The sequence below is a fragment of the Paenibacillus sp. P46E genome, assembly GCF_001909095.1.
In the GTDB taxonomy this organism is placed as follows: domain Bacteria; phylum Bacillota; class Bacilli; order Paenibacillales; family Paenibacillaceae; genus Paenibacillus_AQ; species Paenibacillus_AQ helianthi.
Genome location: NZ_LVYZ01000049.1, coordinates 1 through 22,749, shown reverse-complemented (window position 1 = coordinate 22,749; position 22,749 = coordinate 1). Strand labels below are relative to the sequence as shown.

General features: G+C 51.8%; 26 protein-coding genes. 21 read left to right on the top strand and 5 right to left on the bottom strand.

Annotation, left to right across the window (positions count from 1 at the left end; all coding sequences use genetic code 11):
- Nucleotides 1-82 precede the first annotated feature (82 nt).
- Both A3849_RS18660 and A3849_RS18655 read left to right on the top strand, forming a co-directional pair.
- Complete coding sequence (locus A3849_RS18660; RefSeq protein ID WP_074112778.1) at nt 83-3,556, top strand: PAS domain S-box protein; 3,474 nt, start codon at nt 83-85, stop codon at nt 3,554-3,556.
- Between the two features lie 29 nt (nt 3,557-3,585).
- Entirely contained in the window at nt 3,586-3,774 is a 189-nt protein-coding gene (locus tag A3849_RS18655) for a DUF6954 family protein (protein WP_074112777.1), read from the top strand.
- Between the two features lie 24 nt (nt 3,775-3,798).
- Here the strand turns inward: A3849_RS18655 and A3849_RS18650 are convergent, their stop codons facing one another.
- Genes A3849_RS18650 through A3849_RS18640 form a run of 3 tightly spaced genes read right to left on the bottom strand, consistent with a single transcriptional unit; the run spans nt 3,799 to nt 6,731 of the window.
- Nucleotides 3,799-4,674, bottom strand: a complete 876-nt coding sequence (locus tag A3849_RS18650) for a TIGR03943 family putative permease subunit (protein ID WP_074112776.1) — start codon at nt 4,672-4,674, stop codon at nt 3,799-3,801.
- A gap of 30 nt (nt 4,675-4,704) precedes the next feature.
- Nucleotides 4,705-5,694, bottom strand: coding sequence for a permease (locus A3849_RS18645; RefSeq protein ID WP_143191860.1), 990 nt, complete (start codon nt 5,692-5,694; stop codon nt 4,705-4,707).
- A complete protein-coding gene (locus tag A3849_RS18640) occupies nt 5,691-6,731 on the bottom strand; it encodes a CobW family GTP-binding protein (protein ID WP_074112775.1) in 1,041 nt (346 codons plus the stop codon). Before A3849_RS18640 ends, A3849_RS18645 begins: the two co-directional genes overlap by 4 nt.
- A gap of 199 nt (nt 6,732-6,930) precedes the next feature.
- Here A3849_RS18640 and rpmG point away from each other — a divergent pair, with 199 nt between their 5' ends.
- The 9 genes from rpmG (at nt 6,931) to A3849_RS18595 (ending at nt 13,564) form a co-directional block, all read left to right on the top strand.
- The gene (gene rpmG / locus A3849_RS18635) at nt 6,931-7,080 is read left to right on the top strand and encodes a 50S ribosomal protein L33 (protein WP_074086058.1); all 150 of its coding nucleotides are present in this window, start codon (nt 6,931-6,933) and stop codon (nt 7,078-7,080) included.
- A 66-nt stretch (nt 7,081-7,146) separates the two neighbouring features.
- A complete protein-coding gene (locus A3849_RS18630) occupies nt 7,147-8,361 on the top strand; it encodes a GTP-binding protein (protein ID WP_074112774.1) in 1,215 nt (404 codons plus the stop codon).
- Nucleotides 8,362-8,656: 295 nt separating this feature from the next.
- Complete coding sequence (locus A3849_RS18625) at nt 8,657-9,364, top strand: metal ABC transporter ATP-binding protein (RefSeq protein ID WP_074112773.1); 708 nt, start codon at nt 8,657-8,659, stop codon at nt 9,362-9,364.
- A complete protein-coding gene (locus A3849_RS18620; protein ID WP_074112772.1) occupies nt 9,310-10,143 on the top strand; it encodes a metal ABC transporter permease in 834 nt (277 codons plus the stop codon). Before A3849_RS18625 ends, A3849_RS18620 begins: the two co-directional genes overlap by 55 nt.
- A gap of 20 nt (nt 10,144-10,163) precedes the next feature.
- Entirely contained in the window at nt 10,164-11,237 is a 1,074-nt protein-coding gene (locus A3849_RS18615) for a metal ABC transporter substrate-binding protein (protein WP_074112771.1), read from the top strand.
- Nucleotides 11,238-11,279: 42 nt separating this feature from the next.
- Complete coding sequence (rpsN, locus tag A3849_RS18610) at nt 11,280-11,549, top strand: 30S ribosomal protein S14 (protein WP_074112770.1); 270 nt, start codon at nt 11,280-11,282, stop codon at nt 11,547-11,549.
- Between the two features lie 179 nt (nt 11,550-11,728).
- Complete coding sequence (locus A3849_RS18605; RefSeq protein WP_074112769.1) at nt 11,729-12,145, top strand: DUF6157 family protein; 417 nt, start codon at nt 11,729-11,731, stop codon at nt 12,143-12,145.
- A 19-nt stretch (nt 12,146-12,164) separates the two neighbouring features.
- Nucleotides 12,165-12,923 (top strand): GNAT family N-acetyltransferase, encoded by a 759-nt coding sequence (locus A3849_RS18600; protein ID WP_074112768.1) that lies wholly within the window; start codon nt 12,165-12,167, stop codon nt 12,921-12,923.
- A gap of 14 nt (nt 12,924-12,937) precedes the next feature.
- A complete protein-coding gene (locus A3849_RS18595; RefSeq protein ID WP_074112767.1) occupies nt 12,938-13,564 on the top strand; it encodes a class I SAM-dependent methyltransferase in 627 nt (208 codons plus the stop codon).
- 59 nt (nt 13,565-13,623) lie between these two features.
- On the opposite strand, the gene A3849_RS18590 is transcribed toward A3849_RS18595, so the two are convergent.
- Both A3849_RS18590 and A3849_RS18585 read right to left on the bottom strand, forming a co-directional pair.
- Nucleotides 13,624-14,430 (bottom strand): MBL fold metallo-hydrolase, encoded by an 807-nt coding sequence (locus A3849_RS18590; RefSeq protein WP_143191859.1) that lies wholly within the window; start codon nt 14,428-14,430, stop codon nt 13,624-13,626.
- A gap of 304 nt (nt 14,431-14,734) precedes the next feature.
- The gene (locus A3849_RS18585; RefSeq protein ID WP_074112766.1) at nt 14,735-15,319 is read right to left on the bottom strand and encodes a helix-turn-helix domain-containing protein; all 585 of its coding nucleotides are present in this window, start codon (nt 15,317-15,319) and stop codon (nt 14,735-14,737) included.
- Nucleotides 15,320-15,520: 201 nt separating this feature from the next.
- Between A3849_RS18585 and A3849_RS18580 the strand changes: the two genes are divergently transcribed.
- The 10 genes from A3849_RS18580 (at nt 15,521) to A3849_RS18535 (ending at nt 22,446) form a co-directional block, all read left to right on the top strand.
- Nucleotides 15,521-15,808, top strand: a complete 288-nt coding sequence (locus A3849_RS18580) for a Dabb family protein (RefSeq protein WP_074086068.1) — start codon at nt 15,521-15,523, stop codon at nt 15,806-15,808.
- Between the two features lie 221 nt (nt 15,809-16,029).
- Nucleotides 16,030-16,470, top strand: a complete 441-nt coding sequence (locus A3849_RS18575; RefSeq protein WP_074112765.1) for a DUF86 domain-containing protein — start codon at nt 16,030-16,032, stop codon at nt 16,468-16,470.
- Nucleotides 16,471-16,544: 74 nt separating this feature from the next.
- On the top strand, nt 16,545-17,210 hold the full coding sequence (locus A3849_RS18570; protein ID WP_178382739.1) for a helix-turn-helix transcriptional regulator: 666 nt from the start codon (nt 16,545-16,547) through the stop codon (nt 17,208-17,210).
- Nucleotides 17,211-17,313: 103 nt separating this feature from the next.
- Complete coding sequence (locus A3849_RS18565; RefSeq protein ID WP_074112764.1) at nt 17,314-17,763, top strand: YtxH domain-containing protein; 450 nt, start codon at nt 17,314-17,316, stop codon at nt 17,761-17,763.
- Between the two features lie 223 nt (nt 17,764-17,986).
- Complete coding sequence (gene racE / locus A3849_RS18560) at nt 17,987-18,793, top strand: glutamate racemase (RefSeq protein ID WP_074112763.1); 807 nt, start codon at nt 17,987-17,989, stop codon at nt 18,791-18,793.
- Between the two features lie 242 nt (nt 18,794-19,035).
- Entirely contained in the window at nt 19,036-20,244 is a 1,209-nt protein-coding gene (locus A3849_RS18555) for a M14 family metallopeptidase (RefSeq protein ID WP_074112762.1), read from the top strand.
- A gap of 265 nt (nt 20,245-20,509) precedes the next feature.
- Nucleotides 20,510-20,761: a hypothetical protein gene (locus A3849_RS18550; protein ID WP_074112761.1), complete on the top strand. Its 252-nt coding sequence runs from the start codon at nt 20,510-20,512 to the stop codon at nt 20,759-20,761.
- Nucleotides 20,762-20,886: 125 nt separating this feature from the next.
- On the top strand, nt 20,887-21,189 hold the full coding sequence (locus A3849_RS18545) for a HesB/IscA family protein (protein ID WP_038589576.1): 303 nt from the start codon (nt 20,887-20,889) through the stop codon (nt 21,187-21,189).
- 41 nt (nt 21,190-21,230) lie between these two features.
- Nucleotides 21,231-21,470 carry a YuzB family protein gene (locus A3849_RS18540; RefSeq protein WP_074086075.1) on the top strand — a complete coding sequence of 80 codons (240 nt, stop codon included), beginning with the start codon at nt 21,231-21,233 and terminating at the stop codon, nt 21,468-21,470.
- Between the two features lie 151 nt (nt 21,471-21,621).
- Nucleotides 21,622-22,446, top strand: a complete 825-nt coding sequence (locus A3849_RS18535; RefSeq protein WP_074112760.1) for an aldo/keto reductase — start codon at nt 21,622-21,624, stop codon at nt 22,444-22,446.
- Nucleotides 22,447-22,749 lie beyond the last annotated feature (303 nt).

Here is a 22,749-nt window from a genome sequence, read left to right as displayed (position 1 = left end):
TCACACCAGAAGCATCTTTTCCGAAAAAAAGGTATACTAGGATTAGTTTCAGTCCCCACTTTCACAGAGGAGGCTCTATCACTTGACCGACATACTCTTTAAGCATCTGTTTTTGCGGTCCTCTATAGGGTTCGCAGTAGTCTCCACGAAAGACGGCACCATGATTATGGCGAATCCCGCGCTCTGCAATATGTTCGGGTATTCGGAAGCGGAAATGATGAATCTCCGATACCTGGATATTGCGTATCCGGAGGATAAGCCTGCTGCTGATCATGATATGATCATGCAATATTTGCTGCGCAGTCCCGGTGCGGCTATAGATAAAGAGAGACGTTTTGTGCGCAAGGACGGCAGGATCATCTGGATTGCATTACATATTTTTTTAACATTTGATGAGACAACCAGTGCTCCTCTTCACCTAATCGCCGAATTGACGGAAATTACAAGCCGTAAGCTCGCCGAGAAAAAGATTGAGGAGGACCGGCTGCTCTATAATCTGATTACGCAGAATACACCGGATATGATTTCCTTTGCGGATGCGGACGGAACGGTACGCTACGTGTCTCCATCCGTTGAGAAGCTGCTTGGTTACCCGATGGAAGAGGTGATCGGCAGGAAAAGACCGGATTTCTATCATGAAGAAGATGTAATTGATATGACCGAGCACGGGAAGGCATATTCCGACAGTGATGTGTTTACCCGCCGGGCCCGGCATAAGGATGGGCATTATCTGTGGCTCGAAAGTTCATTTCAGGTGATGCGTGACAGCGAGGGGAATGTAGAGCAGGTACTGACTATTGCCCGTGATATCACAGAACGCAAGAAATATGAGAATATGCTGGCAACTGCTCAGGCGCTGGGCCAGATGGGTTCATGGGAATGGGATTCTCCAAGCGGTCAAATGACCGTTTCGAAACAGCTGCGGTTTATTTTTGATATGTGCGAAAATGGCGAAATCGGCACTCACAGCCATATCGATTATTTGCAGCTGTTAGCCCGCGTGGTACCAGAGGACCTGCTGCAGCTGCGGGTGGAGCTGTACAAGTCTTTGAAGTCCGGGGTTAATGGTCAATCGGTGTTTAGTATTGAGAACGACAAGGGCGAACGCAGGGTTATCTATACCTATTGGGAAGTTGTGCTGGATGCATCAGGTAGAACCTTGCAGATAAATGGAATTGTTCAGGATATCACCGAACGCCACCGGATGGAGGAGCAGCTTCGTGAGAGTGAGCGGAACTACCGGCTGATTTCTGAGAATTCATTGGATTTTATCTCCCGGAATACCACGGACAGCGAGGCTGCTTACCTGTATGCATCGCCAGTCTGCCAGCCCATGCTAGGATACACACCAGAGGAACTGGAAGGCTCGAGTGGCATGCAGTACGTTCACCCGGATGATGTTGACAGAGTTCATTCTTATCTGCAGAAGAGTATGGAGGGCAGCAAGCTGGAGCCGATTATTTTCCGCTTCTTGTGCAAGGATGGCTCTTACTTATGGGTGGAAACGACGCTGCGCCATATCAGTGCAGGCCCGGGTGGCATGGCTGAAATGGTCTGTGTCACCCGCAATGTTTCCGAGCGCAAGCAATATGAACTCAAGCTGCTGGAAAGTGAGAACCGTTATAAATCCCTGTTTGAGTATAATCCGTCCGCGATCAGTGCGATGGATTTGGATGGGCATATCCAATCACTGAATGCCAGTCTCCAGCAACTGAGCGGCTATCCGCGCGGGAGTCTTCTGCATTCCAGTTACAGCGAGATTATTGATCCGGAAGAGCTGGATTTTGCCCAGGACCGTTTTGAGCAGGCAGCTCAAGGATTACCTCAGACCTTTGAGAGCAGGCTGATCCACAGGGGAGGTTATCCGGTTGAGGTCAGCGTGATCTATGTGCCGATTATGGTGAACAGCCAGGTCGTGGGTGTGTTCGGTATTACCAGCAATATCACAGAACGCAAACGCCATCTGCAGCAGATTGAGAAGCTCAGCTATGAGCATGCGCTGATCCTGAACTCGGTCTCCGAAGGTATCTTTGGTATGAATCTTGAGGGCGAAACGATGTTTATTAATCCGGCTGCATCGGCAATGCTGGGGTATGAGCCAGGTGAACTAGCGAGGAATATTAAGCTGCATACCGTGGAACAGACTTGGCTGGACGCTGAACCGTATACCAGCGGCCGGAGGTCGCTATCGGACTCCCTCGCAAGCTATCTCTCATACGAGGACAAGGAAGGGGTGTTCTGGAGACAGGATGGTTCCAGCTTCCTGGTGAAATACCGCATGTCTCCATTGTTTGATCATGGAGAACGGAAGGGTGCGGTTGTCGTCTTCCGGGACATTACGGAAGAGAAGGCTATTGTAAGGGCAAAGGAATCAGCGGAGCAGGCAGACCGGGCCAAGTCGGAATTCCTGGCTATTATGAGCCATGAGCTGCGTACGCCGATGAACGGAATTATTGGCATGGCGGATCTATTGGCTGGAACAGAGCTTGATGAAGAGCAGGAATACTACACGCAAATTATCAACAAAAGCAGCGAGTCCTTGCTGCATATTCTGAACGAGGTGCTGGATTTCAGCAAGATTGAAGCTGGAATGATGACCCTGGATCTGCAGACAGTAGACCTGTCCCAGGTGCTTCAGAATGTGACCGAGCTGTTTTATCCAAAAGTCAAGGAAAAGGGCCTGCTGCTTCATATTGAGCTGGACCAGGATTTACCGCTACTTGTGGTGACGGATGAAGCCAGATTGCGCCAGATTCTGGTGAATCTCCTTGGTAATGCTGTGAAATTTACCGAAGAGGGCGAAATTCACATTACCGCGAAGCTGCAATCCATTGCCGATACCGGTGACCTGGTTGTTAAATTCACTGTAAAAGATACAGGAATCGGTATTCCGCAGGGTAGCCAGGGCCTGCTGTTTCAGTCCTTTTCTCAGCTTCACCCCTCGATTAACCGCAAGTATGGCGGCACAGGACTTGGACTGGCGATCAGCAAAAAACTGGTGGAACTACTGGGCGGAATGATCGGCGTAGACAGTAGCGAAGGAGAAGGGGCGGAATTCTTTTTCACTATCCATGTTTTCCTGCCACTGTCGGAGCTTTCCTATGACCAGCTCTCCATAAGAGCCGCTGATACGGGGATTGAGAAGAATGCTGAGGACGGAACCCCTTCGGATGGTGAATACGGTCCGTTGTCTATTTTGATTGCTGAAGATCACCCGGTGAATCTGCAATTGCTTCAAGCCTACCTCAAAAAACGCGGATATTGCGCTGATGTGGTGTTGAACGGGGAGAAGGCTGTTGAAGCGGTACGCTCGCATCATTATGATCTGGTGTTCATGGATATTCAAATGCCACTCATGGACGGGATTGAAGCGACCAGCATCATCCGCCATGAAATCGGGCAGTTTCCGGTTATTGTCGCTGCAACGGCTTTTGCCCGCAAAGAGGACAAGGAGCTGTGTCTTAGAGCAGGTATGCAGGACTTTATCTCCAAGCCGATCTCACCGGCTGAAGTAGACAGGGTGCTGCGGGAATGGTCCGCCCATATCCACAGATAAGGTGTATTTTTTTGAAAAGGGGCTTGTGAATGAGAGGGCTTGTGTATGGGCTGTTTGCAATACTGTACCTGTTAACCACATTCTTCGGCCTCGGTCCGGTGCTGTTTGCCGACGGCTCCGCCAAAGAGCGGACCCTCACCCTAATCGTGGTTCTTGTGATCTATGCGGCGATTACAGTTTGGCTGCGGGTCATCCTGAAGAGGCTACGCAGGCGTTGACACAAGTAAATATTAAAAATACGGCTATTCAGCCTTGAGTCCGGTTTCATGGATCTCAGCCCAGGCAACCACCGAGTCAGCATTGGTATAGACATAGGGGGTGGAAGGGGGCGGAACCGGAACCATGCTGTCGGGTATTATTGCTATAACTTCCTTGCCCTGATAAAACGACATATGGAGCTTGCCCCGAACCTCAATCCAGGTATCGGCCGGCAGGCTTATTTGTGTTGCGGGATCAAGGAGAATGCCCAAGGGAGTGGCGTCCGCCGTACAGCACTGCACCAGAAAGCGGCTAACCGCATACGCCTTTTTGGCCCTTTCTCCGTCCTCCTGATACAGAAATCCGGTCACAGTTATCGATTTACCCTCGAATTGCGGTTTGTACAAGTCGATAGCTCCCAGGGTTTCCGAAAAAATCTCCGGATACACCTGGATTACAGGCTGTGCATACAGCTTCCCCGCGAGCTCGGCGAACTCCTCCAGGTAAGGACTTGCGGCATTGAATTTCACATGCTCAGCGGCTTCTTCGGCAATGTACGATAACGCGATACCTTTCTTGGCCGCTGCTTCGCTGCCTAGCGAACGGTCGGGAAGCAGGAAGCCGAGCAGCAGCGGAAACAGAAACAGGCTGTACAGCATGGTGCTGCCAAGTCCGGATCGCGGCAGCCGGTGCTCACAGTCGCAGAGCAGTGTGCTTTTGCCGAATAACGCCTGGATTCCGAGACTTAGCGCCATCAGTGCGAGCGGTACCGGACAAAGGCGAATCCAGCGAGCCAGCTTGGGGGCGACATAGTAATGCAGCGCATCCTGCTGAACCAGGTGCCCGATATAGAGCGCGAAGAGCAGCAGGACCAGCGACCTGAATCCATAGTGCAGCCGGATGCTCCGGGAGTCATTCATATGCGGACCTCCTGAACATTCTTGAGGGTATCATAGCCACAGCGAGGCTAGAACAGAAGCGATAAACACAGCTGAAAAGATCAGAAAAAACAAATAAAAAGCAAATTTGGTCTTGAATAGCGAGAGCAGCATCAACGAGTTTTTGAAATCGAGCATCGGTCCCAGCACCATAAAGGCAAGCAGGGAGCCGCTGGGAAATGTATGCAGAAAAGTGGAGGCCACAAAGGCGTCCGAGGTTGAGCATAGCGAGAGCACATACGCCAGCCCCATCATGAACAGATAGGAGCCCAGCGGCTTCCCGCCAATGGCGGCTAGGCTGCCTTGATCCATGAAGGTCTGAATGCCGGAGGTGAGCAGACACCCGATGATCAGATATTTGCCCATTTCAAAAAACTCCTCCGACGTATGAACGAATACAGCAACCAGTTTGCCGCCGCGCGTACTGCGCTCATGGATTTCTCCGCCCTCCCGGCTGATCGAGAGCCGGAGCGGTGATTTGCGGACGGTGGCATACACCACCAAACCGATCACGAAGGCCACGAGAAAGGCCAGTCCCATCCGCGCATAAGCCAGCTCCGGATGGGCGCGGAAGGCCGTCAATGTGGCCCCATAGACGACAGGATTCAGGATTGGACCCGACAGGATGAAGACGATGGCAACGTATAGCGGCATCCCTTTGTGCATCAGGCGGCGGACCAGCGGAATCATCCCGCATTCACATACTGGGAAAAGAATGCCAAGCAGGCAGCCGAACAGGATTGCCGGGACCGGCCGCCGCGGAATCCAGCGTGAGAGCATCTCATCCGGTACGAATACACGGAGGAGTGAAGAGAGCAGCGCACCCAGAAGGACAAACGGCAATGCTTCCAGCAGAATACCGATAAATCCGGTTTTGAAGGCCACAGTATAGGCGTTGTCAAACATCCGCGGGTGACCAGGAAGCCAGAGGACACCCGCTGTAATCAGGAAAGCGGCAGGAATCAGCAGAGGCAGCATTTTGAGCGGTGAAAAGGTAGTCAAGGCTGCTGGAACAAGGCGGACCAACGGTCCGTCAGCTGCTTCTCGTCCAGATGGAGTCCGATGAATACCAGATAAGGCTGGCCGGGATAGTGCGAGAACTCCCAGTTGCAGCGGTTTCCTGCGTATTGGACCAGTTGGACCCCGTCCTGCCCGGCGAGACGGACATGCCCCTTGGCTCTCACCAGGCTGTCTCCCCATTCACGGAAAAAGCCCTCGAGCTGCTCCATCCGGATTCCATTTGCCGCTTCTGGCGGAAAAGTCAGTGTCACAGCAGCTATTTGCGAATACGAAGCCTGCTGAGCAGATTCCGGTTCCTGCACAGCGGTTGCTCCTTGTCCGCCGTGGAGACTGCTAATCCGCTTGAGTGTGGCGCCGCTAATATCGCCTCGTCCTCGTTGTGGCACTAGAGTACGCGGTTCACGGGGGATGATTCCTGCCAGCAGCGGAGTGAGATTGATTTCGCTGTAATGTGTAAATACGATCTCGGATTCTGCATTATGACGGCTGGCCATTTTTTCAATCCTCCACAGGGTTTCCGGTTCTACGAGGTCGCTCTTGTTGACAATAATCAGATCTGCACTGGACAGCTGGCGGCGCAGTGTCCGCACAAGCTGTTTGTCGGCGGAAAAGCGGCTGCCATATTCCAGCACATTCTCCGCATCCAGAACGGTTATGGAGTAGTGCAATCTCAGCCGCTCATTAAGCGAAGGCTCCAGCAGTGATTTGGCAATTTCCTCGGGATCGGCAACGCCGGTAAGCTCGATGAAGATCACATCCGGCCGACGTGAGAGCAGCATTTCCAGCGTTTTTGGAAGTTCCTCCTTGCGGCTGCAGCAGACGCAGCCGTCCAGGAGCTTTTCGACAATGGTGCCGCCATGCTCTTGCAGAATGTAGCCATCGACATCCTTTTTACCCAGTTCATTCATTACAACGCCGGGATTCAGCCCTCTTGCCTTACTCTCCTTAAGCAGCGTGAGGAGCAGCGTTGTTTTGCCGCTCCCCAGAAATCCGCTCAGGATCATTACCGGTATCTTCATGTTTCTCCCTCCTGCTACATTCCTGCTATTGCAAGAATCATATTTTCATAATTCCATCTATACGTAATGGATCTGCCAGAAAGACCACAAATCTAAGAGAGTTGAAATTTTTTGGGGTTGCTGTTGACAGTGAGCAGAATAAAACTGTAGAATGTGTAAATCGTAAACATTACGATTAAATATAAAGGAGCTGATATTAGTGAGAGTTATCGTGACACTGGCCTGTACAGAAACCGGCGACCGCAATTACACCACCACCAAGAATAAGAAGACTCAGCCGGGCCGAATCGAGATGAAGAAATACAGCCCCCGTTTGAAACGGGTTACGCTGCACCGTGAGACCCGATGATCTACGGATTGTTGTAAGACAAGCTGTAAACCTATAACATCTCAGGCGAGATTAAGGAGATAACCTATGAACCCCATTCCTGTTACCGTGCTCAGCGGATACCTGGGCTCAGGCAAGACCACATTGCTTAATCACATCCTTCACAACCGGGACGGCCTGAAGGTGGCTGTAATTGTGAATGACATGAGTGAAGTCAATGTGGATGCGGGCCTGGTGAAGTCAGGCAATACTCTTTCCCGGACGGAGGAGAAGCTGGTTGAAATGTCCAACGGCTGCATTTGCTGCACGCTGCGTGATGACCTGCTGCGTGAAGTCCAGAGTCTGGCGGCAGAGGGGCGTTTCGATTATATTCTGATCGAGTCCTCCGGCATCAGTGAACCTGTGCCTGTAGCCCAGACGTTTACCTATGCCAATCCCGAGCTGGATATTGATCTGACCGCTCTGGCCAGACTTGATACTATGGTTACCGTAGTTGATGCCAACCGCTTCTGGCATGATTTTGCATCGGGCGACAGCCTGATTGACCGTGGAACTGTTGCCGGCAAAGAAGATGCCCGCGATATTGTCGATCTGCTTATCGATCAGATTGAAACCTGTGATGTCCTGCTGTTGAATAAATGTGATCTGGTGGAGGAGCGGGAGCTGAATAAGCTGGAATCTGTTCTGCGGAGATTACAACCTGCCGCGAAGATCATCCGTACGGTTAATGGTGTGGTTGATCCCGAAGAGATTCTGAATACAGGACGGTTCGATTTCGAACGAACCAGCATGTCCTCCGGCTGGATTGCGGAGCTGAACAAGGAGGAGCATACACCGGAGACGGAAGAATACGGTATTAGTTCCTTTGTGTACCGCCGAAGAGCGCCCTTTCATCCGCAGCGGCTGAGCTTCTTCTTCAGCAATTGGCCGGAAGAAGTGGTACGGGCCAAAGGGCTGGTATGGCTCGCGGCCAAAGGTGACCTTGCCGCAACGATTAGCCAGGCGGGGCCCTCGATCCAATTCGGCCCCGCAGGCTACTGGCTGGCAACGCTGCCTGAGGAGCAGCAGCTTGAGGTGCTTGCGACCGAGCCTGATATGACAGCCAGATGGGACGAGCGTTGGGGCGACCGCATGAATGAGGTTGTATTTATTGGCATCGGTATGAACCGGGCGGACATTGAAGCCCGGCTGGACAGATGCCTGCTGACCACCGATGAGATGCAGCAGGATTGGAACAGCTTCAATAACCCTCTGCCTTGGCCAGCCGGGGAAGGGGTTGCAGCCTTGAGTAAGCAGACATAGACCACTCTCCATTGGAGCGGAATCTAGAGCTGGTGCTTGAAGTCATGGAATGAGCCGGGATCATGAAGCTGTGATTCCGGCTCTTTTGTATGAGGATAACCTGACCAGTAGAGCGGGCGGAATATGGCGTTCCTTTATCAATGCTTAATGACACTAATCATAATTATTACGATTAATCACTCGTTTTGTATTTACAAATCGTAATTATTACGATAATATCATTGGGGTTAATACGTAATAATTACGAATAACCCGTCCGAAACAGACGTGAAAAAATAAAGGGAGGGGATACGCCGTGATTTTATCATCCATGAAGGATGTGGTGTTCGGCTACGGAAATGAGCCGGTCATTGACAACCTGTCGCTCGATATTGAAGCCGGACAGTTTATCGGAATCACCGGACCGAACGGAGCAGCCAAAACTACATTGCTCAAGCTTCTACTCGGTCTGCTTCGGCCTTGGAGCGGAACCGTTTCTCTTAACAAGGAGATGACGGAGGGAGGGAAGCTTGTCATCGGCTATGTTCCGCAGCAGGTCGCTTCCTTCAACGCTGGATTTCCGAGCAAGGTCATCGAGCTGGTCCGGTCCGGCTGCTATCCGCGGCTGGGGTTGTTCGGACGTTTTACGAAAGAGCAGGAGGAGCTTGTGGAGCGGAGTTTGCGGCAGGTGGACATGTGGGAATACCGGAACCGCAGGATCGGGGAGCTGTCCGGCGGGCAGAAGCAGCGTATCTGCATCGCACGGGCACTGGCCCAGCAGCCGCAGGTACTGGTGCTGGATGAGCCGGCAACAGGCATGGATATCGGGAGCCGCACCGGATTTTATAAGCTGATGCGCCATTATGTCAGCAACCATGGCCGGACGGTTATCATGGTCACACACGGTCTTGAAGAGACTAGTCCCTATCTGGACACCACTATCAGTCTGGAACGAAAAGAGCAGGAGGGCTGGACATGCTTGGTTACGAATTCATGCAGCGCGCATTTTGGGCCGGGGGCCTGATCGGCATTATCGGTCCGCTGCTGGGTGTATACCTGATGCTGCGCAGGCAGGTACTAATGGCCGATACGCTATCTCACGTGTCGCTTGCCGGCGTAGCGCTGGGTTCAGTGCTGCAGCTGAATCCGGCACTCAGCGGATTTGCAGTGGCTGTGGCCGGTGGCCTTGTCATTGAGCAGCTCCGCCGTTCTTACCGTACATACAGCGAGCTTCCGGTAGCGATCATAATGACCTCCGGCCTTGCGCTGGCGGTAGTACTGATGAGTCTGAAACAGAACCTGAGCCGGAGCTTTACCTCCTATCTGTTTGGCTCCATCGTCGCCGTCAGTAATACCCAGCTGGGGCTGATTGCTATAGTGGCTGCAGTGGGCCTATTGTATTTTATTCTTCTTCGGCGTCCGCTCTACAGCCTGACCTTTGACGAGGAGACCGCCTCGATCAGCGGTGTTCATACCGGCTTGTTGTCATTTTCATTTGCTGTACTGACCGGCATGACGGTTGCAGCGGCAATGCCGGTTGTCGGCGTATTGCTCGTGTCCGCGCTGATTGTCCTTCCGGCGTCCATCGCTCTGCGGATTGCATCCGGTTTTACCGCCGCCATTCTGATTTCAGTCGGTGTTGGCCTTGCGGGTGTTTTCAGCGGCCTGACCGCCTCTTACTACATCAACACACCGCCCGGAGGTACGATAGCCCTCATTTTATTATGTTTTCTTATGGGTGCCATCTCCATTCAGAAACTGTTGGCAACCCGGAGACGCCGACATGTCCGTAAGTCCATATAAAAAAGGAGCTTGATCCCATTATGCTGAGTTTTAAAATTCGTCACCTTGCTGTTCTTTCCCTAGCCCTAACCCTGATTGCCGCGGGCTGCAGCAGTAACAACACCGCAAACAATGCAGGAAGCAAAGCCCCTGCTTCATCCGGAAGCACAGAGCCGACAGCAGCTGATACCGATGTCAAGGCGGATAAGCTGGACATCAAGGTCAGCTTTTACCCGATGTATGAGTTCACCAAAAATATTGCCGGCGATTTGGCCGATGTGGAAACGCTGATTCCAGCCGGAGTTGAGCCGCATGACTGGGAGCCGACGGCTCAGGATATGGCTGAAATATCTGCTGCCGACATACTTGTATACAATGGTGCCGGTATGGAGGGCTGGGCGCAGCAGGTGATTGGCAGTGCTTCCGGCACCCCGCTGATTGTTGTTGAAGCGAGTAAAGGGCTGAATATTATGGAAGGTGTGGAAGAGGAAGAAGCGGATCATACCGGAGCGGAAGATGATCATGCTCATGAAGAAGGTGAACATACTGATGAACAAGGCGGACATACCGATGAAGGCCACGACCATGGCGGTCTTGATCCGCATGTCTGGCTGGCACCTTCCCTTGCGATCAAGGAGGTTCAGACGATCACCGCCGCTTTGTCCGCAGCTTCTCCTGAGAATGCTTCAACCTTCAAATCGAATAGTGATGCCTATATCGCCAAGCTGGAGCAGCTTGACCGGGATTTTAAGGAAGGTCTGAAAGATACGAAGCGCAAAGACTTCATCACCCAGCATGCTGCCTTCGGCTATCTGGCAAAGGAGTATGGCCTGACGCAAGTCCCAATCGCCGGTCTTTCTCCGGAGCAGGAGCCTTCCGCCGCCCAAATGGCCGGTATTGTGGAGTTCGCCAAGGCGCATGATGTGAAAACCATCTTTTTTGAAACTCTGGTATCATCCAGTGTCGCAGATACGGTCGCCCGGGAGATTGGTGCCAAGACCGCGGTGCTCAATCCGATTGAAGGCTTGACCGATGAGGACCGCAGCAGCAATCTGGACTACTTGAGCATTATGCGTAAGAACCTCGAAGCGCTGAAGACAGCGTTGAACGAATAGAGTTAGATACAATACACCTATGAAGGGGGAAGATGAAGCAGCATGGCCAAGAAATCGAAGATCGTGAAAGAAATGAAGAGGCAGAAACTTGTGGCGGAATATGCTGACAGACGGAGAGCACTGAAGGCTGAGGGGGATTACATGGCTCTGCAAAAGCTGCCCCGCGATTCGTCATCCACCCGGCAAAAGAACCGTTGTGCCGTTTCCGGCAGACCCCGGGGATACCTAAGCAAGTTTCAGGTTTCTAGGATTGTTTTCCGGGAGCTTGCGCTCAAAGGACAAATCCCCGGCATTACCAAATCAAGCTGGTAACCGCTTCGACCGCATACCCGTTTCATATAGAACGGCTGTTTCTCTGCTTAAGTGGAGAGATAGCCGTTTTACTGTATATACAAGGTTTTACCAAATATCGGGCGGTTAGGCTTTGCCTGATGAAGCGGGGTGGATTATGATAGTAGACAAATGTAACCGACCTTGAAGGAGGCCAGATCATGAGTTATACCGATACGTTCATCCGTGTAGCTGTCGATTGTCCGGTCGAGACAGGTATTATTCCTGTGTCTGCACGCCTGCACCCGCCGGTACATGTCATACAGTATGAGCTGCTCTCAGGGGCGCCTTATACCTATACCCATGAAGAACTGTTGTACGAGGTACATGTGCGCCATAAGGAGATTCCTGACCAGGAGAGAGCGGAGCATAAGGAGGAGATCTGGACTGAGCTTTTCTCCAAAAGCCACCCTTGCCTGCGCGCCTCCATGCTGCCCAAAAGGTATGGCTGGGGTATCCACTATAATCATGAGGGGAAAATCGCCCTGTATGGCAAAGAGTCCCCGGAGTATGATCATTTCACATCCGGGCGCGTGAGCTGCGTTAGGCAGCTGAATGCGATGCGTAACAAAAAATGATAAAGAGGAGCAACGGGTTTTGCATAAATATATTGAAGAGATTACGCTGAATACCTGGCCTGCGGAGCAAAGTGTACTGCTGGAGGGCTGGGTACTCCGCACTTCGGCTGGCTACACCAAACGTGCGAATTCAGTAAATCCGCTATACGGACTGGATGTACAGCAGGGCGGACTGGATATCAAGGACAAAATCCGCCTCGCCGAGCAGTATTATGCGGGTGCCGGGCTGAACACCGTATTCAAAATCACTCCCTTCATCCAGCCTGAAGACCTGGATGGACGCCTGGCTGAGCAGGGTTACGAGATCGTGGAGCCTTCGTCTGTCAGGATTCTGGATCTGCAGGATCTGCCCGCTCCAGGTGGAAGGTACAATGTCCAAATCAGGGAGGAACTTACAGAAGATTGGCTGGAGGCTTTCGCGGGAATGACAGATCTGTCGTCTGTAAGCCGGGATACTTTGCGCAGAATGCTGTCTGCTTCCTCTTTGAAGCAGGGATATGCCCTGTTGCTAAAGGATGAGGTGCCAGCGGCCTGCGGACTCGGTGTTATCCAGAATGGGTACATCGGACTATATGATGTATGTACAGCTCCTGCATTCCGCCGGCAGGGGATGGCGGAGGAAATGCTGCGCAGTCTGATGGACTGGGCCAAAAATCTGGGGGCGGCCCATTCTTTTCTTCAGGTGGTGCAGGCCAATGCAGGGGCTTCAGCCCTATATGACAAGCTGGGCTTCCAGGAAATTTATCAGTACTGGTACAGAGTGAAGAGCCGGGATTAGAAGGGGAAAACCGTATGTCAGAGTATTGGAGTACAAGATTTGCCCGCGAGGGGATGATCTGGGGGAATCAGCCCAGTCCATCGGCTTTTCAGGCCAAAGCTTGGTTTCTTGAGCACGGAGTACAATCTGTTTTGGTTCCCGGTGCAGGATATGGACGCAACACTAAGGTGTTCTCCTCTGATATGGATACTTATGGGGTAGAACTCAGCTATGCTGCCCTGGAACTTGCCGCAGTGTGTGACGGTAGAACCCGATTTATTGAAGGGTCGGCATTGGAGCCTCAGCTGGACATTAGGGTAGATGCAGTATATTGCTATGATGTCCTTCATTTATTTCTTGCCGCAGAGCGCCGACAGCTCATAGACGCCAGTCTTGCGCAGCTCCGGCCCGGAGGCCTGATGTATTTCACCAGCTTCTCCGATGAAGACCCAAACAATGGCCAGGGGATAATGCTAGAGCCGGGCACATATAAATATAAGGAAGGAAAGTACGCCCACTTTTTCAGCGATGCGGATTTGCGGGAGCATTTTGCCGCAGTGGAGATTGTGGAGACAGGAACCTTTACCGAATCGCTGCCAAGTCTCGGAAGCGGGACCCATGAGTACATATTGAGGTCTATCCTCGCGCGTAAGAGAAAATAAGGATGAAGGTAAATCATAGCAGGGCGCGGCCCTATATTATTTACAGGCCGCGCTGGGAATCAGACGAATTTCCCCTGAGAGGGGACCGATAGCTCCTTGAATGTCTTGCATAAATGGGCGAATTCCGTGGACAGCTCGGGTACGGACATGGGCAGTCCATGCCCGGTCATTACGATCCTCGGGTCAAGGAGAGCGAGCTTGCGGACGGACTTCTCCGCCTCTACCCAGTTTGTTGTGAAATAGGCCGGAGGACCGTGCAGCTCCTTGTGCTGGGTGATGACTGCAAAAGCTGACTCCTGCTTGACAGTGATCACGGCATCCCCGGCAATTAGCACCTTGTCATCAGGCCGGAAAAGAGAAATATGGCCAGGACTGTGGCCTGGTGTATGCACCCAGGTCCAGCCTTCTGCGTAAGGGACTGTGCCATTTTGCGGAAGCGGCTGAACAGCATCCCCAAGATTAATCCCCCTATGCGGGTACAACGGCGATACAGTGGCCATAAGGCCGCCGCCCACAGCAGGGTCAGCCGGAGGATAGTCCCGGGAGCCTGTGAGATAAGGGAGCTCCAAGCGATGTGCGTACACAGGGACCCCTTTCCATTCCTCCAAAAGCTCCTTTAGATTGCCGACATGATCAAAATGACCATGTGTCAGGACAATGGCTGCCGGCGGCTTGCCGAACCGCTCCCAGGAAGTTTGCAGAATGCTCCCTGCGAAATTGCCCAGTCCGGTGTCAACCAGGATCCAATCTGAAGCAGAATGACCTATATAGACAACGTTGACAAACAATGTCCGTAGACCGGCTACACCCTCAGCTACATCCCAAGTGTCGGTCAGGCCGGCCGTCAATATTCCATTCAATTCCACCCGCGCACCTCCTGTGTTTTTATGAAGATTAATCTGGACGTCTTCCTGTAGTATGACCTTTTATTAACCTATGCATTAAATGTTTCACACTGAGGAAGCAGGAGGAACACCAGAACACCAAAAGGCCCTCTTCCAAAGGAAGCAGGGCCTGGTGATGGTATAATAAGCAGTTATGCGCAGTTGCAGTATGTAGCTTGCGGCTTTCTTGATTTCTCGCTGAAACGGATACCTGAAAGCGAATCGCAGTATCCCTGCTTCGAGAGCATTAGCTTTTTTAACAGACGGCGAAGCCGTTTTCTTCTTGTTATCGCCGTTCGCAGTCAGCAAATAGGATATGGCGCGGAATATGGAAGAAATTCTCGGCTTTTTCCTGCAGCGCCAGTGTAGGAAGGTGGCATTGATGCAGCCATTTGCGGAACGTTCCGGGATGGACCCCGATCCAAATGCTGACATCCGTAACGGAAAAATCATATACCATGCACAGCCCCGTAAGAATCACATTACTGTGGGGGGAATGGGCATTGGCTCTTTTCATGAAGCGTGAAGGCGTCGGCTGGCATACAATCGGACTTTGCCGCAGAAGAGCCTCATTGAACAAGATATGGGACGGATAGCCTAGAATACGGCAGACCTTCTCCAGATTGGTTCTGGAAGGAATACGTCCTTCATAGACCCATGCGCTAACGCTGCGCGAAGAGACAGAGAGCTCTTCCGCAAGCCGGGACAGCTTCATGTCTTTAGCCATTAGAATGGCGAGCAGCACGCGGTTGCGGATTTGGCTGCGCTTCGGCCGGCGGAATCGTTTGACCCGTACACCTTGTCCAAGATATTTGCGGTTGATCAGAGACCAGGCCTGAATTTTATGTGATTCTTGCTGATTCTTAGGCATAATTCCTCCGATATACTGATTTAATAATTTAGTAAATTTTCTGGGTCGGCTTTATATGACTTTAACATTTCGGTTACACTTTCGTCCAGGGTGAAATGCTTGGCGGTCCGCCTGTGCTTAAGTTTCTTTCAGAAGTGATGCTGGTATGATATATTTTTAGTAATCTATTTTACAATACTTAAGGCGCAGGGAGCGATATAGATGATTAAGCACATTGTATTCTTCAAGTTAAAAGACCGTGCTCCGGAAAAAGTCCAGGAAACCGTAGCGGTGCTCCGGAACATGGAAGGCAAGATTCCACAGCTGATCTCCATCGAGGTGGGGGCTGATCTCGTTCACTCTGAGCGTTCTTTTGATATCGCGCTGGTGACGGTAGTCGCTTCTATGGAGGATTTACAGGCGTATCAGGTGCATCCGGCCCATAAGGAAGTCATAGCACACATCAACGAGGTCAAAGAAGTCTCATTTGCCGTGGATTACGAAATCTAGGAGAGAACGAAGAATAAGGCGGCTACCGCCATCAAATACCGGAAGGTGTGACGTCTATGCGAGAGCTTGAATACCCGATGGAAGCGTTAACCTATTTGGTCGTATTTCTGGTCGCGTGCTTCATTATGCTGTTCTGGCTGAAACGCCGTGGCAAACGCGGGAAATAGTTCGGACTCTGCTTGCCGCTCAATTGCCACATCACCTGACTTGGAGGGTCTACTGTGTACTATGTTAACCGGAAACAGATTGAAACTATACTCGGGCAGATTCCCGATATCAATACCGGACTGCGGGGAGCGTCAGCCTCGTGGGATGGCGGAACATTCATGGGATTAGTTCAGGAAAGATGTCTGCATCTGGCGATCGAGGTTGTTACCGATGTAGGCAGCTCTTTGATTGACGGATTCATTATGCGTGATGCCGGAAGCTACGAGGATATTATTTCCATCATCCATGAGGAAAAGGTTTTTGCCGGCAGCGGCCTATATGATTTGCTCATCCAGCTTGTAGCGCTCCGCAAGCCGTTGGTACAGGATTACTATGTATGGGACCGTACGGCACTTCACCCGCTTGCCACACTGCTGCCGGAGGCGCTGGAGCAATTTGCAGCAGAGGTGCGAAGCTATCTGGATCTGGAGCTGGGCGCACAGGCTCCGGTGTAACGTTACAGCGGCATTTGGGATATAACGATATAAAGGTGACCACAGGCGTCAGCTGTGAAAGGAAGGGGTCCTTGATGATGAAGAAGGGGCAGGAAAGCGGATCGACGAGGCGCATGATTATGACGCTCCTGAAGATGAAAGGCCCGCTGACGATCGGTGCGCTCGCGGAGGAACTGGGAATAACCGAAATGGGTGTCCGGCGGCATGTGCTGCAGCTGGAGCAGGAATCGCTGGCCAAAACCAAGGTCGTCCGCCAGGCGATGGGTCGTCCGCTGCATGTGTATTCGCTGACAGAGCGGGCGGAAGACCATTTTCCCAAAAGCTATCATAATCTGGCACTGGAGCTGCTGCGTGAGCTGGATCACGGAAGTGGGGTGGATGCGGTTAATGTGCTGTTTGAAGGCCGCAAAAGGCGTATGCTGGCTCAGTATTCACCCATGATGGAGAACCGTGATCTGGAGGAACGGGTTGCTGAGCTATCCTCCATTCAGAATGCAGGCGGCTATATGGCCGAGTGGAACCGGGAAGAGGATGGCACATTTGTGATGCAGGAGTACAACTGTCCGATCCGCCAGGTGGCAACCCAATACCGCAAGGCTTGCCAGTGTGAACAGGGGCTGTTCGAGGAACTGCTGGGCGCGAAGGTAACCCGAACGGAATGTATGGCTGAAGGCGGTCAGAGCTGCCGGTATGCCATAGCGCCCCTCAAGAAAGACAAAACTTCGGAAATGAGCGGATAATCTGTCACAAGACAAACTCTCTTTGCTTATGATGTAGCAGAACTAGGCGATAGCCCGGATGGCCGGGCAGAGGCTCAAAACGATTCCAAGGGAGAGATGAAAGATGAAAAAAGACAAAAGCTTGCTGTGGGGAATTCTTGCCGGCACTGTGGTAGGTTCTGTAACGGCTTTACTGTTCGCCCCTAAGCCCGGCAAGGAGCTGCGCAAGGACATTGCGGACGGAACTGCGGGAGCCATAGATAAAGTGCAGGAAGTTGCCGGAGCGGTAAGTGAAAAAAGCACGGAGCTGTACAGCAAAACCAAAGATGCTGCTCTTACTGTCGTTACTGAAGTCAAGGAATGGAGCAAGCAATATACTGGTGCCGGTGAAGAGGAGAAGGCTGCGGTAAGCGGTATTGTTGCTGAAGGTCAAGAGGCTGGAATCATTTATGATGAAGCTGGTGAAGAGCTTGATGAGCTGGTAGAGCTGGATGTATTGGATGCGGAAGCCGAAGCCGAGGCAGCTTTGGAAGATGACACCGAAAATGACAAAGATGGCAGCAGTATCGCCTAGGCAGGACAGATATCAATTTTCCAAAAAAAGTTTACAGGGTTCAGGCTATCAATCATACTTGTACTTCCCGGCCATGAGCCGCTTTTCGCATTCCGGCGGAGGGCGGCTCTTGAACTGTCCCGCAAATTGGAGTATTATCTGCAATTGGGGCTGAAGCCCAGGTACATTTTGTTTTTGCTCTACATAAGCTACACAAAACAAGTAAAAAGGAAGCGGTGTGTTCGTGCAGCAAGCTATCGCAATACTAGACTCAGGTGTAGGGGGACTAACAGTTGTCAAGGAAGTGATGAGACAGCTCCCGCGGGAGAAGATCATTTATTTTGGCGACACCGCAAGGGCCCCGTACGGACCCCGTTCGACAGAAGAAGTGAAAATGTTCACCGAACAGATTGTGGACTATTTAATTCAATTTAATCCTAAAATGATTGTTATTGCCTGCAATACAGCAACTGCGGCCGCACTTGACTATATCTCAGCCAAAGTATCTATTCCCGTCATCGGCGTCATTCATCCCGGCGCACGTGCAGCCATAAGCGCAAGTAAAACAGGTCAGGTGGGTGTCATCGGCACTGTGGGCACGATCAAGAGTGGCGCCTACACCGCTGCTCTGAAGCAGCTCTCCCCGTTCGTTCAGGTGGTCAGCCAGGCCTGTCCGGCGCTTGTCCCCTTTGTGGAGCAAGGCATGTTCCGTTCGGAGGAGAGTCATATCGCAGTGGCGGAATCGCTCAATGGCATCAAATACGAGCCCATCGACACACTGATTCTGGGCTGTACCCATTATCCGTTCCTGGTAGAACCCATAGGCAAGGTAATGGGGCCGGGGGTGAAGCTGATCAGCTCGGCGGACGAGACCGCAAGAGAGATTAGCACAATCCTGTATGACAAAGGGAAGCTGGCCAGCGGGGACGAAAGCCCGATCCACCAGTTCTTTTGCAGTGGAGATGCGGAGATGTTCCAGCGGATCGCCCGGGATTGGCTTGGGGAGCAGATTAAGCGCACGCCTGTCGTATGGCAGGTGTCTTCGCTCTAAGAATCGCAGCAGTGAGTTGAATAGGGACAAACCCCTGATTCAGGGATGATTTTAGAACAGAAATTTTAGGCCGGAACAGCAAATGTTCCGGTCTTTTGCTGTATCTGCTTCATCAAAAATTTCATGGTGGACAGCACAGTCTGCATAGAATGGATTAGTGGGCTGTGTCCGAATGTCTCCCGTGAACTCTCCGGCTGATGGCATTGGATGACACTAACTAGAGGGCCGGGAGGATGAGACATATGCAGCAGTATATTGCCCGTAAGGGAGACACTGTTCACCGGATTGCCGCGAGGCATGGACTTACACCGGAGCACGTGATACAAGGAAATCCATGGGCAGGCAAGCAGCCGTATTTATACCCGGGGCAGGTTTTATATCTGCCTTCTGCTCCGCGTAAACGATATGTAGTGCAGGAAGGTGATGCTGCCTTGAGCATTTCCGCCTTATTTGGAGTGGATGTAGGGGAACTTGAAAAGCTGAATCCGGGCGTCAGCTCGGCCTACGGGTGTTCACCCGGCAAAGTGCTGGTCATTCCTGAGGCGGCACCTCAAACGGTTGTATTCCTGCGCGGGGAATATGGACCTGCGGAAGTAGATGAGGATATTGGAAAGCTGCTCATCAGGTATCCATTTCTCCATGCTGAAAGTATAGGCACTAGCATCCTGGGGAAGCCGCTCCATGTGCTGCGGATTGGCTGCGGGCCGCGTCATCTTCACGTCAATGCATCTCTGCATGCGAATGAATGGCTGACATCGCCATGTCTGATGTCTTTTGTTGAGCAGTATGCCGCGGCCTATGCTGCAGGCAAAGACTGGAATAGCCACAATCCTGAAGCGTGGTACAACAACTGGACATTATGGGCCGTGCCCATGGCCAATCCCGACGGGGTGGAGCTGGTTCAGGAAGGGGGATGGCCTGGTCATCCGTATTACGATGAGCTGAGAACATGGAACGGTGGACGGCGCAGCTTCCGTCACTGGAAGGCCAACATCCGCGGGGTGGATCTCGGAGACCAGTTTCCCGCCTATTGGGAGGAGGAGCGGGATCGTCGGGCTGTCTCAGGCCCGGGACCGCGTGATTACAGCGGAAGAGCTCCACTCAGTGAACCGGAAGCTGCGGCCCTGGCGCAGCTGGCGGAGAAGGTTCCAGGCGATGCGGCCGTATCGCTGCACAGCCAGGGTGGTGAGATCTACTGGAATTACCGGGGCTATGAGCCTCCAGAGAGCAAAGCACTGGCAACCCTGCTCGCGGCAGCCAGCGGCTATAGGGCGGTCGAATTGAACGGCAGCGACGCCGGATATAAGGATTGGTTCATTCAGCGCTTTCGCCGGCCCGGTTTCACCGTGGAGCTGGGGAGTGGCAAAAATCCGCTGCCGCTGGCTGATTTTGAGGATATGGCACTGGAGACCGGCTATGTTTTAGCAGCCATTCTTTCAAATTTCAAATAAAAATGAAACAATTCCTGCAAATTTGCGTAATATACCAGCAAAGGGTACGGCCGCAGTCATTCCTAGATGCGCTTCGCGGCTGGATCCTTTTTTTGAAGAAGCTGCCACATACAAAACTTTAAGTGTATGCTTTCGAAGCGAGTTTTGTTTGATGCTTAATCAGGAAGCTGCCACATACAAAACTTAAGGCGTATGCTTTCGAAGCGAGTTTTGTCGAAGCAATTTCACAGTAGCCTATGCTAACAAAACTTTTAGGAGGACCCGTATGAAACTGAGAAAACTGCTGTCGCTTAAGCAATGGTCCCATATATTCCGCAACTCCTGGCAGTACGTCATCTCCCCGAATGTGGCAATGTCGGACAAGCTGTTGTTCACAATACCGGTAATCTTATATTGGGTGCTGCCTGACTTCATGCCGTTTCTGCCGATTGATGATATTGGTGTGACGATGCTGCTCATGGGCTGGTTCGTCTCGCGGATGGAACACAAATACCCGGCTCTGGGGGCCGGAAGATGAAGGTTTAGAGAATTTTTCCCGCCTCATCCTGATCTATTTCGCCATTATGGTTGCTTTTACGGGCTGATTTCCTTAAAATAAATTATTGAGTATTTAAACTATAGATGCCTGGGAGATGGATGAGGATGAACGTCAAAATTACCCGCAATGCGGCTAAAGTGATAAAGAAAACGATGGAACTTGAAGGCAACAGCGAGTTGAAGCTGCGCGTAGCCATTACACATGCCCACGGCGATCATGCTCACTACGGCCTTGACCTGGACACGCCCAAGGAAAACGATGTTGTCGTATCCACAGATAAAGAAATTGATGTAATTCTTGACCCGAACCAGCCGTTGCTGGACGGTGTGAAGATCGATTATCTGTACTTCCCCGAAGAAGGTTTTGTCATCACTAATCCGTCTAAAGGAAATCATGGCGATCACTAAGTGTTCGCCCGTATTTTACGGACATAAAGAAGGGTTGCTCCATGGCTAACGATATACGTATTTGTGACGAATGTAATCATATCAAGATGAAAAGTATCCTCCCCAAGTTGCGCAAGATGGCGCCGGACGCCGAGATCAAAACCGGTTGCATCTCTTATTGCGGGCCTTGCGGCAAACGGCCGTTTGTCTATATTAACGGCCGGTATGTCAGTGCCCCGACGGAAGATGAGGTGCTGGCCAAAGCGGAGGCTTTTGTCAAACAACCGGTTACTAAGGACTAGGCACAGTGCTGCAGCATCACCTCCGCTAAGAGAAGCGGGGGTTTTTTGCTTTTTTCACCTCAATCCTGCGTGTTTGGGTTTGGGCAAATGCCCATGATATAATGGTGAGGTTCTCAAAATCAGATAGATACATAGGAGGTAATGGAGCCAAATGAAGCATATTGCCGATGGAACGATTCTGAATAACGGGATTGTCATGCCCCGGTTTGGACTGGGTACTTACAAGGCAGAGGGTGAAGAAGTAGCCCGGGCTGTTGCAACTGCGCTGGAGCTGGGATACCGGAGTATTGATACCGCTGCGGTCTATGGCAATGAGGAAGAGGTGGGCCGCTCGATAGCTGCCAGCGGCATTGCACGTGATAATCTTTTCGTCACGACAAAGGTATGGAATTCCGATCAGGGCTACGATGAGACATTAAGAGCCTTCGAAATCAGCAGCAAGAAGCTGGGTCTGGACATCATTGATCTCTATTTGATCCACTGGCCGGGCACGGATAAATATAAAGCTACCTGGCGTGCACTGGAACGGCTGTATGCTGAAGGACGCGTACGGGCAATAGGTGTGAGCAATTTCCAGATTCACCACCTGGAAGAATTGCGTAAGGATAGTGAAACAGTGCCTGCGGTGAACCAGGTGGAGCTGCATCCGCGTTTTATCCAAAAGGAGCTGCATGACTACTGCGCCAGCCGCTCCATTCAGATTGAAGCCTGGGCCCCTCTGATGAAGGGCAGACTGCAGGATAATGAGCTGCTGCAAGGAATTGCAGGCAAGCACAGCAAGACGGTATCCCAGGTCATTTTACGGTGGGGGCTTCAGAACGGAATCGTGATCATCCCGAAATCGGTAACCGCATCGAGAATTAAGGAAAACAGCGAAATCTTCGATTTCGAGCTGTCACCGGATGAGCTGGCTGCCATCAGCGGACTGGATGCCGGTGAGCGAGTAGGCTCCGACCCGGACAAGGTGCTATTCTAAATACAAAAGGGGCTGTCCCAAAAGGGATAGCCCTTTGTTTTCAAGTAGGATCGTCGTGAGCCCTCGGGTGGACGCTCCGCGAACGGACCGTTGTTCCAATCGCTGTTGTCCCCAGATTTTATTTATTCTCCTTCGCGGTGAAAATCCGGGGACAAAGGCGACCGCTATCGCTTTTCCACAATCGTTCCGTCCTCTCCGCTGTTTAAGCGGGAAATGGGGTCTACAATCTTTAAAAAAAGCAAAAAAAAGAAACCATCCTTTGGTAAAATGGAGTTACCACACAACCATTTCAAAGGAGAGGTT

Excerpts from the sequence above, each read along its gene's own strand:
- A3849_RS18655 (WP_074112777.1), top strand. The coding sequence starts at position 3,586 with ATGAGAGGGCTTGTGTATGGGCTGTTTGCAATACTGTACCTGTTAACC.
- A3849_RS18650 (WP_074112776.1), bottom strand. The coding sequence starts at position 4,674 with ATGAATGACTCCCGGAGCATCCGGCTGCACTATGGATTCAGGTCGCTG.
- A3849_RS18640 (WP_074112775.1), bottom strand. The coding sequence starts at position 6,731 with ATGAAGATACCGGTAATGATCCTGAGCGGATTTCTGGGGAGCGGCAAA.
- A3849_RS18630 (WP_074112774.1), top strand. The coding sequence starts at position 7,147 with ATGAACCCCATTCCTGTTACCGTGCTCAGCGGATACCTGGGCTCAGGC.
- A3849_RS18615 (WP_074112771.1), top strand. The coding sequence starts at position 10,164 with ATGCTGAGTTTTAAAATTCGTCACCTTGCTGTTCTTTCCCTAGCCCTA.
- rpsN (WP_074112770.1), top strand. The coding sequence starts at position 11,280 with ATGGCCAAGAAATCGAAGATCGTGAAAGAAATGAAGAGGCAGAAACTT.
- A3849_RS18605 (WP_074112769.1), top strand. The coding sequence starts at position 11,729 with ATGAGTTATACCGATACGTTCATCCGTGTAGCTGTCGATTGTCCGGTC.
- A3849_RS18595 (WP_074112767.1), top strand. The coding sequence starts at position 12,938 with ATGTCAGAGTATTGGAGTACAAGATTTGCCCGCGAGGGGATGATCTGG.
- A3849_RS18585 (WP_074112766.1), bottom strand. The coding sequence starts at position 15,319 with ATGCCTAAGAATCAGCAAGAATCACATAAAATTCAGGCCTGGTCTCTG.
- A3849_RS18580 (WP_074086068.1), top strand. The coding sequence starts at position 15,521 with ATGATTAAGCACATTGTATTCTTCAAGTTAAAAGACCGTGCTCCGGAA.
- A3849_RS18570 (WP_178382739.1), top strand. The coding sequence starts at position 16,545 with ATGATGAAGAAGGGGCAGGAAAGCGGATCGACGAGGCGCATGATTATG.
- A3849_RS18565 (WP_074112764.1), top strand. The coding sequence starts at position 17,314 with ATGAAAAAAGACAAAAGCTTGCTGTGGGGAATTCTTGCCGGCACTGTG.
- A3849_RS18555 (WP_074112762.1), top strand. The coding sequence starts at position 19,036 with ATGCAGCAGTATATTGCCCGTAAGGGAGACACTGTTCACCGGATTGCC.
- A3849_RS18550 (WP_074112761.1), top strand. The coding sequence starts at position 20,510 with ATGAAACTGAGAAAACTGCTGTCGCTTAAGCAATGGTCCCATATATTC.
- A3849_RS18545 (WP_038589576.1), top strand. The coding sequence starts at position 20,887 with ATGAACGTCAAAATTACCCGCAATGCGGCTAAAGTGATAAAGAAAACG.
- A3849_RS18540 (WP_074086075.1), top strand. The coding sequence starts at position 21,231 with ATGGCTAACGATATACGTATTTGTGACGAATGTAATCATATCAAGATG.
- A3849_RS18535 (WP_074112760.1), top strand. The coding sequence starts at position 21,622 with ATGAAGCATATTGCCGATGGAACGATTCTGAATAACGGGATTGTCATG.